This window comes from Pseudomonas sp. DW-iso3 (assembly GCF_058725305.1).
In genome coordinates this window covers 442,504-456,004 of sequence record NZ_JBZXDZ010000004.1, presented here as the reverse complement: position 1 = coordinate 456,004, position 13,501 = coordinate 442,504, and the positions used below count along the sequence as shown (strand labels likewise).

Genomic DNA, 13,501 nt, shown 5'->3' with positions numbered 1-13,501 from the left:
AGAATCGCCCGACATTTTTGCCCGGAACTTACTTCCAGCCAATGTCGTCATCTATTCGTAAATCCAACCATTCAGACGCATTGACCCGCCTGGCTCAAGCTGTGGCGGTGGCTGTGTCCGCCACGCTGGCGGGCTGCCAATCAAGCAATTTCACCGCACAATCCACCGTGCAACCCAAGCCAAACCTTACTGCCAAGATCAAACAGAAACCCGTCATCTGGCTTTCGGACAAGCCGGCTCCCGAAGTGCCCCAGGATGTTTGGGAGCGTATGCGACGGGGCTTTCAACTGCAGGACGGTGTAGGCGTCAACCCGCGTATCGAACAACAGCGCCTGTGGTTCGCCAGCAACCCTTCCTTCCTAGAGAATGCCGGCGAACGCGGCAGTCTCTACATTCATTACATCGTCGAACGCCTTGAAGAGCGCAACATGCCCCTGGAACTGGCACTGCTGCCAGTGATTGAAAGCGCCTACAACCCGATGGCCTATTCGCGCAGCGATGCGGTCGGTCTATGGCAGTTCATCCCCTCCACCGGGCGCTACTTCAATCTGCGCCAGACCCGTGCCTACGATGGCCGCCGCGACATCACCGCCTCCACCACAGCCGCCCTTGACTACCTGACCCGCCTGCACGACATGTTCAACGGTGACTGGCTGCTGGCCCTGGCTGCCTACAACGCGGGTGAAGGCACGGTGAGCCGGGCGATCGAGCGCAACGAAAAGCTCGGCCTGCCGACCGACTACTGGAACCTGCCCCTGCCCCAGGAAACCAAGGACTACGTGCCCAAATTCCTGGCGCTGTCCCAGGTGGTGCTGGCGCCCGAGGCCTATGGCGTCAACCTGAACCCGATTGCCAACACGCCGTACTTCGAGGTGGTTGAAGTCAAGCAAAGCATGGACCTGTCACGGGTTGCCGCGCTGGCCGAGATCGACGAAGACGAACTGTTCCAGCTCAATCCCGCGCTGAAACAACGCACCACCCTGGATGGCCCGCAGCATCTGCTGGTGCCGAGTTCCAAGGCACAACTGCTCACCAGCACCCTTTCGACGATGAAGCCTGAAGAATTGCTGGCGATGCGCCCGAAAAAGCAGGTGTTCGACGAAGTCGAGACCGCACGCGTTGCCGGCCGTACCCGCAACTACAAGGTACGCAGTGGCGACAACCTGACGCTGATTGCCAAGGCCAACAAGGTCGATGTGCATGACCTGCAGCGCTGGAACAAGCTCAACGGCCAGGCCCTCAAGGTCGGCCAGACCCTGGTGATGCAGGACACGCGCAAGCGGGTGGCCAAGGCCGACAGCAAGAAGCCGGTGCAATACAAGGTCAAGAAAGGCGACTCGCTGTACATCGTCGCCAAGCGCTTCAACGTTGAGATGCAACATCTCAAGCGTTGGAACCCACGTACTGGCCAGGCGTTGAAGCCGGGGCAGATGCTGGTGGTTTCCGGACCAAGATAAGCCCTCCCAACAGCACCGGGGAGCAAATGTGGGAGCGGGCTTGCTCGCGAAGGCAGTGTGTCATTCGACATATTCGGTGACTGACACTCCGTCTTCGCGAGCAAGCCCGCTCCCACATGGGCGCTCCATCATCCGACCGGCTTTTTCCAACCGGAACAAGCTGTTACTGTACCGATCATAAAGCCCAAGCCGCCCGGATCGGATCTCTGACTTGAAGCGTCCCCTCCTTCTACTAATAAGTCTGGCCTTGAGCTTTGGTGCGAACGCGGCGATTACCGAGAGCCACGGTTATACGCAGTTCGGCGTGCTCAAGTACCCGGCCAAATTCACCCACTTCGATTGGGTAAACCCTGCAGCGCCGAAAGGCGGGACATTGCGGGTCATGGCCTTTGGCACTTTCGACACCCTCAACCCCTACACTTTCAAGGGCTCAAGCCCGGTCTCCACCCCCAATTTCCTGCAATACGGCGTCAATGAGCTGAACGAACCGTTGATGGTCGGCACCGGCCTGTACGCGCCCTCCGGCGACGAGCCGACCTCCAGTTACGGGCTGATCGCACAGTCGGTGGAGTACAGCGAGGACCGCAGTTGGGTGGTGTTCAACCTGCGCCCGGAAGCGCGCTTCCACGATGGCAAGCCGATCACCGCCTATGACGTGGCGTTTTCCTATCGCACCCTGCTGACCGAAGGCCACCCGCAATACCGTACCAACCTGCAGGAGGTGGCACGGGTGGATATCCTCAACCGGCATCGCATTCGCTTTGTGTTCAAGCGCGCCGGCAACCCGTTGCTGATCCTGCGCCTGGGCGAATTGCCGGTCCTGCCCCAGCACTATTGGAAAAACCGCGATTTCAAGGCGACGACTTTCGAACCGCCGCTGGGCAGCGGGCCGTACCGCATCAGCAAGGTCACGCCTGGCCGGCAACTGGTGTTCGAACGGGTGAAGAACTACTGGGGCAAGGACCTGCCGGTCAACCGGGGTTTCTATAACTATGACAAGGTCGAAGTGGAGTTCTACCGCGACAGCGACGTGGCCTTCGAAGCGTTCAAGGCCGGTGAGTTCGATATCTACATTGAGCACCAGGCCAAGAACTGGGCCAATGGCTACAACTTCCCTGCGGTTAATCGGGGCGACGTGATCAAGGCGCAGATCGCGCACCAGATTCCGACCCAGAGCCAGGGTCTGTTCATGAACAGCCGGCGACCGATCTTCAGCCAGACCAAGGTGCGAGAAGCCCTGGGGCTGATGTTCGACTTCGAATGGACCAACCGCACCCTGTTCAGCAGCGCCTACAAACGCACCTTGAGCTACTACCCCAACAGCGAATTCTCGGCCTCCGGCGTTCCAACCGGGCATGAATGGCTGATGCTCTCGCCGTACCGCGATCAATTGCTGGCCAGCCTGTTTACCCAGCCGTTCAGCCTGCCCCAGACCGACGGCCGTGGCATCCCCCGCGAAACCATGCGCCGCGCCCTGGCCCTGCTCGGCGACGCCGGCTGGAAACTCTCCGGCCAACGCCTGCTCAACAAGGACGGTCAGCCGCTGCGATTCGAAATACTGCTGGTCAATCCGAACCTGGAGCGCATCCTGCAGCCCTATGTCGAAAACCTGATCAGCATCGGCATCGACGCGCGCCTGCGCACCGTCGATCGCGCCCAGTACAAGCAGCGCCTGGATCAATTCGACTTCGACATGATCCTGATCACCCTTAACCAGACCTTGAGCCCGGGCCTTGAGCAGTGGCAGTACTTCCACTCAAGCCAGGCGGCGATCAAGGGCAGCAAGAACTACGCAGGCATCGCCAACCCGATTGTCGATCACCTGCTGGAACAACTGCTGGCCGCCAAGACCCGCGAAGAGCAACTGGCCGCCGGCCGTGCCCTGGACCGGGTGCTGCTGTGGCAGCATTACAGTATTCCCAACTGGTACCTCAACTATCATCGCTTGGCGTACCGCAACCGGTTCGCCTTTGTCACCACGCCGCCCTATAGCCTGGGCCTGAGCGCGTGGTGGCTGAAAGCTTCGGAGAAAGCCCAATGATGTATTTGCGTACTGCACTGCTCGGCGGCCTGCTGCTGTGCACCGCGGCCCAAGCCGCCCCGCAACATGCGTTGACGCTCTACAACGAACCCCCAAAATACCCCGCCGACTTCAAGCACTTCGACTATGTGAATCCGGACGCGCCCAAAGGCGGCACCTTCCGCGAGTCGGCCATGGGCGGCTTCGACAGCCTCAACCCCTACATCAGCAAGGGCGTGCCAGCCGACAACCTCGGCCTGATTTACGACACCCTGGCTATGCAAAGCCTGGACGAGCCCATCACCGAATACGGCCTGGTCGCCGGCAAGATCGAAAAAGCCCCGGACAACAGCTGGGTACGCTTCTATTTGCGCCCCGAAGCACGCTTTCATGATGGCCACCCGATCCGCGCCGAAGACGTGGTGTTTACCTTCCAGGAACTGATCAAGGAAGGCTCGCCGATCTATCGCACTTACTACGCCGACGTCGACGAGGTGGTCGCCGAAGACCCACTGAAGGTGCTGTTCAAGTTCAAGCGCACCAATAACCGCGAATTACCACTGATCCTCGGGCAACTGCCGGTATTGCCCAAGCATTGGTGGGCCACCCGTGATTTTGCCAAGGGCAACCTCGAAGTGCCGCTGGGCAGCGGGCCGTACAAGGTCGCCGAGGTCAAGGCCGGGCGCATGATTCGCTACGAGCGGGTCAAGGATTACTGGGCCAAGGATCTGCCGATCACCCAAGGCTTCTACAATTTCGACAACCGCATCACTGACTACTACCGCGACAGCACCGTGTCCCTCGAAGCCCTCAAGGCCGGGCAGTTCGACTACTGGCTGGAGTTCAGCGCCAAGAATTGGGCCAACGCCTACAACATCCCGGCGGTTGCACAGGGGCGCCTGATCAAGGAAGAAATCCCCAACGGCAACCCCACGGGCATGCAGGGCTTCGTGTTCAACATGCGCAAGCCGATGTTCCAGGACGTGCGCGTGCGCAAGGCCATCAGCCTGTTACTGGATTTCGAATGGAGCAACAAGCAGCTGTTCAACGGCGCCTATACCCGCACCCGCAGTTATTTCGAGAACTCCGAGATGGCGGCCACCGGCCTGCCCGGCCCGGATGAACTGGCGATCCTCGAACCGCTGCGCGGCAAGATCCCGCCTGAAGTCTTCACCCAGGCCTTCGAACCTTCCAAGACCGACGGCAGCGGCATGATCCGCACCCAGCAGCGCGAGGCCTACCAACTGTTGCAGGAAGCCGGTTGGCGCATCGTCGACGACAAGATGGTCGACACCAGCGGAAAACCGGTAACCATCGAGTTCTTGCTGGCCCAGACCGAGTTCGAACGCATCCTGCTGCCGTTCAAGCGCAACCTGGCCGACTTGGGTATCGACCTGGTGATCCGTCGGGTGGACGTCTCACAGTTCATCAACCGAATTCGCTCGCGGGACTTCGATATGCTGGTGGGCAGCTTCCCGCAGTCCACCTCGCCGGGGAACGAACAGCGCGAGTTCTGGAAGTCCTCCAGCGCCGACAAGCCCGGCAGCCGTAACTACATGGGCCTCAAGGACCCGGCCATCGACCAACTGGTGGAAGAGCTGATCGACGCCGATTCGCGCAAGAGCCTGGTGGCACACGCCAAGGCCCTGGACCGTGTGTTGCAGTTCGGCTACTACGTGATCCCAAACTGGCATATCAAGACCTTCCGCGTGGCGTACTGGGATCACTTGGGCCATCCCAAAGTTCCGCCGCGCTACGACGTCGGCACCGCCACCTGGTGGGCCAAACCCGACGTAAAACCTGCGGTTACCCTGGAAACAAGCGCCGATCCGGCGAGCGGAGGCGATTAAATGCTGGCCTATATCTTTCGCCGCCTGTTACTGATCATCCCCACGCTGTTCGGGATCCTGCTGATCAACTTCGTCATCATTCAGGCCGCCCCCGGCGGGCCGGTAGAACAAATGATCGCCAAGCTCGAAGGTTTCGAGGGTGCCACCAGCCGCATTGCCGGCGGCGGTGCCGAAGTGTCGGTGGCCGGTTCCAGCAGCTACCGTGGCGCCCAGGGCCTGGACCCGGCGCTGATCAAGGAAATCGAAAAGATGTACGGCTTCGACAAATCGGCGCCGGAACGTCTGTGGATCATGGTCAAGAACTACGCCCAGCTGGATTTTGGCGACAGTTTCTTCCGTGACGCCAAGGTCATCGACCTGATCAAGGAAAAGATGCCGGTGTCCATCTCCCTCGGGCTATGGAGCACGCTGATCATGTACCTGGTGTCGATTCCCCTGGGGATCGCCAAGGCCACGCGGCACGGCAGCCATTTCGATGTGTGGACCAGTTCGGCAATCATTGTCGGCTACGCGATCCCGGCCTTCCTGTTTGCGATTTTGCTGATCGTGGTGTTTGCCGGCGGCAGTTACCTGGACTGGTTCCCCTTGCGCGGGCTCACGTCGAACAACTTCGACGAACTGAGCTGGGGCGGCAAGATCCTCGATTACTTCTGGCACCTGGCGCTGCCCATCACGGCCCTGGTGATCGGCAACTTCGCCACCATGACGCTGCTGACCAAGAACAGCTTTCTCGACGAGATCAACAAGCAGTACGTGGTTACAGCCAAAGCCAAGGGCCTGACCAATCACCGTGTGCTGTACGGCCATATATTCCGCAACGCAATGTTGCTGGTGATCGCCGGCTTCCCTTCGGCCTTCATCGGGATTTTCTTCACGGGGTCCCTGCTGGTGGAAGTGATCTTCTCTCTGGACGGCCTGGGCTTGATGAGTTTTGAAGCGGCGATCAACCGCGACTACCCGGTGGTGTTCGGCACGCTGTTTATCTTCACCCTGCTGGGGCTGATCGTGAAACTGATCGGCGACCTCACCTACACCCTGGTCGATCCGCGTATCGACTTTGCCAGCCGGGAGCATTGAGATGAATCTATCCCCCCTCAATCGCCGCCGGTTCGAGCGATTCAAGGCCAACAAGCGTGGCTGGTGGTCGCTGTGGCTGTTCCTGAGCCTGTTCGTGCTGAGCCTGGGCGCCGAGCTGATCGCCAACGACAAGCCGCTGGCCGTGCACTACGACGGCGGCTGGTATTTCCCGGCGCTCAAGCGCTACCCGGAGACCACCTTTGGCGGTGAATTCCCTCTGGAGGCCAACTACAAGAGCCCGTATATCCAGGAACTGCTCAAGGCCAAGGACGCCTGGACCTTGTGGGCGCCGATTCCGTTCAGTTACCAGAGCATCAACTACGACCTCAAGGTGCCCGCGCCGGCGCCGCCCTCTTCCGTGAACTGGCTGGGCACCGATGACCAGGGCCGCGACGTGCTGGCGCGGGTCATCTACGGCTTCCGTGTGTCGGTACTGTTTGCCCTGACCCTCACGGTACTCAGTTCGATCATCGGCGTGATCGCCGGGGCCCTGCAGGGTTTCTATGGCGGTTGGGTCGACCTGGCCGGGCAGCGCTTCCTGGAAATCTGGTCCGGGTTGCCGGTGCTGTACCTGCTGATCATCCTTGCGAGTTTTGTGCAACCCAACTTCTGGTGGCTGCTCGGCATCATGTTGCTGTTCTCGTGGATGAGCCTGGTGGACGTGGTGCGCGCCGAGTTCCTGCGCGGGCGCAACCTGGAATACGTGCGCGCCGCCAGGGCGTTGGGCATGCAGAACGGCGCGATCATGTTCCGGCACATCCTGCCCAATGCGATGGTGTCGACCATGACCTTTATGCCGTTCATTCTCACCGGCGCCATCGGCACCCTCACCGCCCTGGACTTCCTCGGCTTCGGCTTGCCGGCCGGTTCGCCGTCGCTGGGTGAACTGGTGGCCCAGGGCAAATCCAACCTGCAAGCGCCGTGGCTGGGCATGAGTGCCTTTGCCGTGCTGGCGATCATGTTGAGTTTGCTGGTGTTTATCGGCGAGTCCGCTCGCGATGCCTTCGACCCGAGGAAATGAGATGAATCAGGACAATCTGATCGAAATCCGCGACCTCTCCGTCGAGTTCGTCACGGGCGACCATCACCACCGCGTGGTGAACAACGTCAGCTTCGACATCAAGCCTGGCGAGACAATCGCTCTGGTGGGCGAAAGCGGCTCGGGCAAATCGGTGACCGCCCATTCGATCCTGCGCCTGCTGCCCTACCCGCTTGCGCGGCACCCCTCCGGCACCATCAACTATGCCGGGCAGGACTTGCTCACGCTGAAAGAAAAAACCATCCGCCATATTCGCGGCAACCGTATCGCGATGATCTTCCAGGAGCCGATGACCTCGTTGAACCCGCTGCATTCCATCGAGAAGCAGATCAACGAGGTGCTCGGCCTGCACAAGGGGCTGCAAGGTAAAGTCGCCACCCAGCGCACCCTGGAGTTGCTGGACCTGGTGGGCATTCCCGAACCGCACAAGCGCCTCAAGGCCCTGCCCCATGAGCTGTCCGGCGGCCAGCGCCAGCGGGTGATGATCGCCATGGCCCTGGCCAATGAACCGGAGCTGCTGATCGCCGATGAGCCGACCACGGCGCTGGATGTGACGGTGCAGTTGAAGATCCTCGAATTGCTCAAGGAACTGCAGGCGCGCCTGGGCATGGCGCTGTTGCTGATCAGCCACGACTTGAACCTGGTGCGGCGCATCGCCCATCGCGTGTGCGTGATGCAAAAGGGTTGCATCGTCGAACAGGCCGATTGTGAAACGCTATTCCAGTCGCCCCAGCATCCGTACACCCAAGAGCTGCTTGCGGCTGAGCCCAGCGGCGGACCTGCGAGCAATGCAATCGGCCCTCCACTGCTGGAGGTGGATAACCTGAAAGTCTGGTTCCCGATCAAGAAGGGCTTTTTGCGCAACACCGTCGATTACGTCAAGGCGGTGGACGGCATCAACTTCAGCCTGCCCCAGGGGCAGACCCTGGGCATTGTCGGCGAAAGCGGCTCGGGCAAATCCACCCTGGGCCTGGCGATCCTGCGGTTGATCGCGAGCAAGGGCGGCATTCGTTTTGAAGGCCAGCAACTGGACACACTCAGCCAGCAGCAGGTGCGCCCGCTGCGCCGGGAAATGCAAGTGGTGTTCCAGGATCCGTTCGGCAGCCTGAGCCCGCGGATGTGTGTCAGTGAGATCGTCGGTGAAGGGTTGCGCATCCACAAGATGGGTACGCCGGCCGAGCAAGAGGCGGCGATTATTGCGGCACTCAAGGAAGTGGGGTTGGATCCGGAGTCGCGCCATCGGTATCCCCATGAGTTCTCCGGTGGCCAGCGTCAGCGCATTGCCATTGCCCGGGCGTTGGTGCTCAAGCCGCGCCTGATCTTGCTGGATGAGCCGACGTCGGCGCTGGATCGCACGGTGCAGCGGCAGGTGGTGGAGTTGTTGCGCAGTTTGCAGGCCAAGTACAACTTGACCTATCTGTTTATCAGCCATGATTTGGCGGTGGTCAAGGCGCTGAGCCATCAGTTGATGGTGGTGAAGCATGGGCAGGTAGTGGAACAGGGAGATGCGGCCGAGATCTTTGCTGCGCCGCAGCATGGGTATACGCGGCAGTTGTTGGAGGCGGCGTTTTTGGTTTGATCGTGTACCAATCCGTTTTTTCGGTAACGGATATGTACACCACCACTCCAACGGAACTTTGCCAAGAAATAACCGCCTGAATCCGGTAGGCTCACCCTTTTCATTCAAGGAGTTACTCCCCATGGCCAAAGCAACCGCCCGTCACATCCTCGTTTCCACTGAAGACAAGTGCAACGAACTCAAGGCCCAAATCGAAGGCGGCGCCGATTTCGCAGAAATCGCCAAAGCCAACTCCAGCTGCCCATCCAGCCGCGACGGCGGCAACCTGGGTTCGTTCGGCCCCGGCCAGATGGTCAAGGAATTCGACACCGTCGTATTCAGCGCCCCGGTCAACACCGTGCAAGGCCCGGTGAAAACCCAGTTCGGCTACCACCTGCTGGAAGTCACCAGCCGCCAGGACTGATCCTGTCTGTGCTGATGGTCTAAACGACGGCCCGCCTTTTGGTGGGCCGTTGTGCATGTGATGACTGGCGACGCTGATGCCGTTAGCGTACAAATCCCTTTTCTACTTCACACGGCATTCAAGGCTGACAATGCGATTGGCTTTTTCCTACATTTTTAGTTCGACACTGGTCCTGCTGCTGGCCAGCAGCGTCGTGATCGCGGCGCCCCAACCGTACCTGACCGTGTACGGTGAACCGGCCAAGTACGCCGCCGGTTTTACCCATTTCGACTATGCCAACCCGAATGCCCCCAAGGGCGGCAGCCTGCGCCGTTCGGCCATCGAGATCGGGCGCTTCGACCACGTGCTGCCGTATATCGACAAAGGCATCGGGGTTTCACAGGTCGACGGCTGGCTGTATGCGCCCCTGGCCCAGCGTTCCCTGGACGAGCCCTACACCGTCTACGGCCTGGTTGCCGAAAAGATGGAGCGCGCCGATGACGGCCTGTCGCTGCGGTTTTTCCTCAACCCCAAGGCACGTTTCGCCGACGGCAAGCCTATCACCGCCGAAGACGTACGCTACAGCTTCGACCTGCTGATGACCCAGGGCAGTCTGCGCTTTCGCACCCTGTTCGCCGACGTCAAGCACGTCGAGGTCGAGGGCGAGCGCCAAGTGCGTTTCGACTTCTCCAGCAATGAAAACCGCACCCTGCCCCTGGATATCGCCACCCTGCCGGTGTTCCCTGAGCACTGGTGGAAGACCCGCGACTTTGCCAACGGCGGCGGCTATGAAGCCCCGCTGGGCAGCGGTCCGTACAAGGTCAGCAAGATCGACTCCGGCAGCACCATTACCTTCACCCGCGACCCGAACTGGTGGGGCAAGGACCTGCCCGTCAGCCGTGGCCTGTACAACTTCGATCACCTGAGCCTGGAGTACTTCGGCGACACCGAGGTGGCCCGCCAGGTATTGCGCGGCGGTGCCTACGATTTCAACCGCGAATTTTCTGCCACCGGTTACTCCATCGGCTACAACGGCCCGGCCCTGGATGATGGCCGCCTGCAACGCGCGCACTTGGCCAAGGAGATGCCGCAACCGGCCCAGGGTTATGTGTTCAACGTGCAAAAACCAGTCTTCAAGGACCGCCGCGTGCGCCAGGCCCTCGCAATGCTGTGGGACTTCGAATGGGCCAACCGGCAGATGATGCGCAATATGTACATCCGCCAGCAAAGCTTCTTCTCCAATAGCCCGCTGGCAGCCACCCAGCCGCCGACCCAAGAGGAACTGGCGATTCTTGAACCCTTGCGCGGCCAGGTGCCCGACGAGGTGTTCACCCAGGTGTTCAAGGCACCGGTGACCGACGGCAGCGGCATGATCCGCGACAAACAGCTGCAAGCCTTGGCGTTGTTGGAAGAGGCCGGCTGGAAACCGCACGGCGACAAGCTGGTTAACGCCGAGGGCGAGCCGCTGGAGTTTACCTTCCTTAATGCCCAATCTGGCCTCGAACGCCTGTTGCTGCCGTACAAACGCAACCTGGCGCAGATCGGTATCACCCTGAATATCCGCCGTATCGACGCCTCCCAATATGTGAACCGGGTGATGGCACGGGACTACGACATGATCGTCACCGGCTTCCCGGTCACCACCTCGCCGGGCATGGAGCTCTACAACTACTTCGGCTCGGCCGCCGCCTTTGACCCCGGCGCCAACAACTACATGGTGCTCAAGGACCCGGCCGTCGACAGCCTGATCAAGGGCCTGGTCAAGGCCGACACCCAGGCGCAGATGCTCACCTACGCCCACGCACTGGACCGGGTACTGCAATGGAATTACCTGTGGATCCCCAACTACTATCCGCCCGGCACCTCTGCCGCCTGGTGGAACCGCTTCGGCCGCCCGGCCATCGAGGCGAAAAACGATGAAGCCCTGGAAACCTGGTGGGAAATCAGCCCCACGCCCCTGACCAACGAGCAAATGAACGCTGAGCTAAAAAAACGCGGAGGTGCGCGCTGATGTTTGCCTATATCGTGCGGCGCCTGCTGCTGATCATCCCGACGCTGGTGATCATCCTGCTGGTGAATTTCGTGATCGTCCAGGCAGCTCCGGGCGGCCCGGTGGAACAAGCCATTGCCCACTTGCAAGGCATTGGCGGCGGTGCCGTCGGCGGATCGTCCGGCGAAGGCATCAGCGGCGGCTCCCGCGCCAGCCGCGGCCTGGACCCGAAGTTGATCGCAGACATCGAAAAACAATACGGCTTCGACAAACCGGCACCGGAGCGTTTGTGGCTGATGCTCAAGAGCTACGCCCAGCTGGACTTTGGTAACAGCTTCTTTCGCGGCAAGACGGTGATCGACCTCATTCTGGAAAAAATGCCGGTCACCCTCTCGCTCGGCCTGTGGGCCACGCTGATCACCTACCTGGTGTCGATCCCCCTGGGGATTCGCAAGGCCGTGCGCCATGGCAGCAGCTTCGATGTGTGGAGCAGCACCGCGATTGTCATCGGCTATGCCATGCCGGCGTTCCTGTTCGCGATGTTCCTGATCGTGGTCTTTGCTGGCGGCACGTCGCTGAACTGGTTCCCGGTGCGCGGGCTGGTGTCGGAAAACTTCGAAGAGCTGAGCACCGTGGGCAAGATTGCCGATTATTTCTGGCACCTGGTATTGCCAGTCACCTCGCTGGTCATCGGCGGGTTTGCCACCCTGACCATCCTCACCAAGAACTCGTTCTTGAATGAAATCACGCGCCAGTACGTGGTGACCGCCCGCGCCAAGGGCTTGAGCGAAAGGCGTGTGTTGTATGGACACGTATTCCGCAATGCCATGTTGCTGGTCATCTCAGGGATTCCCCAGGCGTTTATCGCCGTATTCTTCGCCGGCTCCCTGCTGATCGAGGTGATCTTCTCCCTGGATGGCCTGGGCCGCATGAGCTACGAAGCCGCCGTCTCCCGCGATTACCCGGTGGTATTTGGCTCGCTGTTCATCTTCACCTTGTTCGGCCTCTTGATAAAACTCATCGGTGACCTCTGCTACACCCTGGTGGACCCGCGTATCGACTTTGCCGCGAGGAACGCCTGATGCTTAACCTGTCTCCCGTGGCGCGCCGACGTTTCGAGCGCTTCAAGAAGAACCGTCGCGGCTGGTGGTCGCTGTGGCTGTTCATCGGCCTGTTTATCCTGACACTGGGCGGTGAGTTGATCGCCAACGACAAGCCCTTGGTACTGAGTTTCAAGAACGAACTGTATTTCCCGGTATTCAAGCGCTACACCGAGCAGGCGTTCGGCGGCCAGTTGCCATTTCAGGCCGACTACCGCAGTGACTACGTGAAAAAGCTGATTGAGCAGGACGGCGGCTGGATGCTGTTCCCTCCAATTCCGTTCAGCGACGACACGCCCAACTACGAGCTGACCCGCCCTGCCCCCAGCCCGCCATCGGCGGTGAACTGGCTGGGCACCGATGACCAGTCGCGGGATGTATTGGCGCGGGTGATCTTTGGCGCACGGGTGTCGATCCTGTTTGCCTTGGCGCTCACGGCCATAAGCGCCGCCATCGGCATCGCGGCTGGTGCTTTGCAGGGCTATTACGGCGGCTGGGTGGACCTGATCGGCCAGCGCGTGCTGGAAGTGTGGTCCGGGTTGCCGGTGCTGTACCTGTTGATCATCCTGTCCGGCTTTGTCGAGCCGAACTTCTGGTGGTTGCTGGGGATCATGGCGCTGTTTTCCTGGCTGGCCCTGGTGGACGTGGTGCGCGCAGAGTTCCTGCGTGGGCGCAACCTTGAATACGTCAAGGCTGCTCGGGCCTTGGGCCTGGGTGACGGCAAGATCATTCGCCGGCACATCCTGCCCAACGCCATGACCGCCACCTTGAGCTACTTGCCGTTTATCCTGACCGGCGCAATTTCAACCCTGAGCGCCCTGGATTTCCTCGGTTTCGGCATGCCCGCAGGCAGCGCCTCGCTGGGCGAGTTGATCGCCCAGGGCAAGCAGAACCTGCAAGCGCCCTGGCTGGGCCTGACGGCGTTCTTCACACTGGCGCTGATCCTGTCGCTGCTGGTGTTTATCGGCGAGGCATTGCGTGATGCCTTCGACCCCCGCTCATGAGTG

Annotated in this window: 10 protein-coding genes; all 10 read left to right on the top strand. The window is 60.6% G+C overall.

Translation table 11 applies throughout. From position 1 onward, the window contains the following. The first annotated feature begins 41 nt into the window (after positions 1 to 41). The 10 genes from AC4PS7_RS14155 to AC4PS7_RS14110 all read left to right on the top strand — a co-directional run bounded on the left by AC4PS7_RS14155 (position 42) and on the right by AC4PS7_RS14110 (position 13,498). Positions 42 to 1,457 (top strand): lytic transglycosylase domain-containing protein, encoded by a 1,416-nt coding sequence (locus AC4PS7_RS14155; protein ID WP_010210924.1) that lies wholly within the window; start codon positions 42 to 44, stop codon positions 1,455 to 1,457. A gap of 211 nt (positions 1,458 to 1,668) precedes the next feature. Continuing rightward, positions 1,669 to 3,498, top strand: coding sequence for an extracellular solute-binding protein (locus AC4PS7_RS14150; RefSeq protein ID WP_431479898.1), 1,830 nt, complete (start codon positions 1,669 to 1,671; stop codon positions 3,496 to 3,498). Next, entirely contained in the window at positions 3,495 to 5,327 is a 1,833-nt protein-coding gene (locus tag AC4PS7_RS14145) for an extracellular solute-binding protein (protein ID WP_010210928.1), read from the top strand. Before AC4PS7_RS14150 ends, AC4PS7_RS14145 begins: the two co-directional genes overlap by 4 nt. Beyond that, positions 5,328 to 6,404 carry a microcin C ABC transporter permease YejB gene (locus tag AC4PS7_RS14140; protein WP_010210929.1) on the top strand — a complete coding sequence of 359 codons (1,077 nt, stop codon included), beginning with the start codon at positions 5,328 to 5,330 and terminating at the stop codon, positions 6,402 to 6,404. It begins immediately after the preceding gene. 1 nt (position 6,405) lies between these two features. Then, complete coding sequence (locus AC4PS7_RS14135; RefSeq protein WP_010210931.1) at positions 6,406 to 7,425, top strand: ABC transporter permease; 1,020 nt, start codon at positions 6,406 to 6,408, stop codon at positions 7,423 to 7,425. 1 nt (position 7,426) lies between these two features. Beyond that, positions 7,427 to 9,022, top strand: coding sequence for an ABC transporter ATP-binding protein (locus AC4PS7_RS14130; RefSeq protein ID WP_137206321.1), 1,596 nt, complete (start codon positions 7,427 to 7,429; stop codon positions 9,020 to 9,022). 121 nt (positions 9,023 to 9,143) lie between these two features. After that, positions 9,144 to 9,425: a peptidylprolyl isomerase gene (locus AC4PS7_RS14125; RefSeq protein WP_010210937.1), complete on the top strand. Its 282-nt coding sequence runs from the start codon at positions 9,144 to 9,146 to the stop codon at positions 9,423 to 9,425. A gap of 130 nt (positions 9,426 to 9,555) precedes the next feature. Further along, the gene (locus AC4PS7_RS14120; RefSeq protein ID WP_492179506.1) at positions 9,556 to 11,415 is read left to right on the top strand and encodes an extracellular solute-binding protein; all 1,860 of its coding nucleotides are present in this window, start codon (positions 9,556 to 9,558) and stop codon (positions 11,413 to 11,415) included. After that, a complete protein-coding gene (locus AC4PS7_RS14115) occupies positions 11,415 to 12,476 on the top strand; it encodes a microcin C ABC transporter permease YejB (protein ID WP_010210941.1) in 1,062 nt (353 codons plus the stop codon). Before AC4PS7_RS14120 ends, AC4PS7_RS14115 begins: the two co-directional genes overlap by 1 nt. Continuing rightward, positions 12,476 to 13,498, top strand: coding sequence for an ABC transporter permease (locus AC4PS7_RS14110; protein ID WP_042571592.1), 1,023 nt, complete (start codon positions 12,476 to 12,478; stop codon positions 13,496 to 13,498). The genes AC4PS7_RS14115 and AC4PS7_RS14110 overlap by 1 nt, the downstream gene beginning before the upstream one ends. Positions 13,499 to 13,501 lie beyond the last annotated feature (3 nt).

Bases quoted from the DNA above. Each gene is read 5' to 3' on its own strand.
- AC4PS7_RS14115 (WP_010210941.1), top strand. From the start codon at position 11,415: ATGTTTGCCTATATCGTGCGGCGCCTGCTGCTGATCATCCCGACGCTG.
- AC4PS7_RS14145 (WP_010210928.1), top strand. From the start codon at position 3,495: ATGATGTATTTGCGTACTGCACTGCTCGGCGGCCTGCTGCTGTGCACC.
- AC4PS7_RS14130 (WP_137206321.1), top strand. From the start codon at position 7,427: ATGAATCAGGACAATCTGATCGAAATCCGCGACCTCTCCGTCGAGTTC.
- AC4PS7_RS14135 (WP_010210931.1), top strand. From the start codon at position 6,406: ATGAATCTATCCCCCCTCAATCGCCGCCGGTTCGAGCGATTCAAGGCC.
- AC4PS7_RS14125 (WP_010210937.1), top strand. From the start codon at position 9,144: ATGGCCAAAGCAACCGCCCGTCACATCCTCGTTTCCACTGAAGACAAG.
- AC4PS7_RS14110 (WP_042571592.1), top strand. From the start codon at position 12,476: ATGCTTAACCTGTCTCCCGTGGCGCGCCGACGTTTCGAGCGCTTCAAG.
- AC4PS7_RS14120 (WP_492179506.1), top strand. From the start codon at position 9,556: ATGCGATTGGCTTTTTCCTACATTTTTAGTTCGACACTGGTCCTGCTG.
- AC4PS7_RS14155 (WP_010210924.1), top strand. From the start codon at position 42: ATGTCGTCATCTATTCGTAAATCCAACCATTCAGACGCATTGACCCGC.
- AC4PS7_RS14140 (WP_010210929.1), top strand. From the start codon at position 5,328: ATGCTGGCCTATATCTTTCGCCGCCTGTTACTGATCATCCCCACGCTG.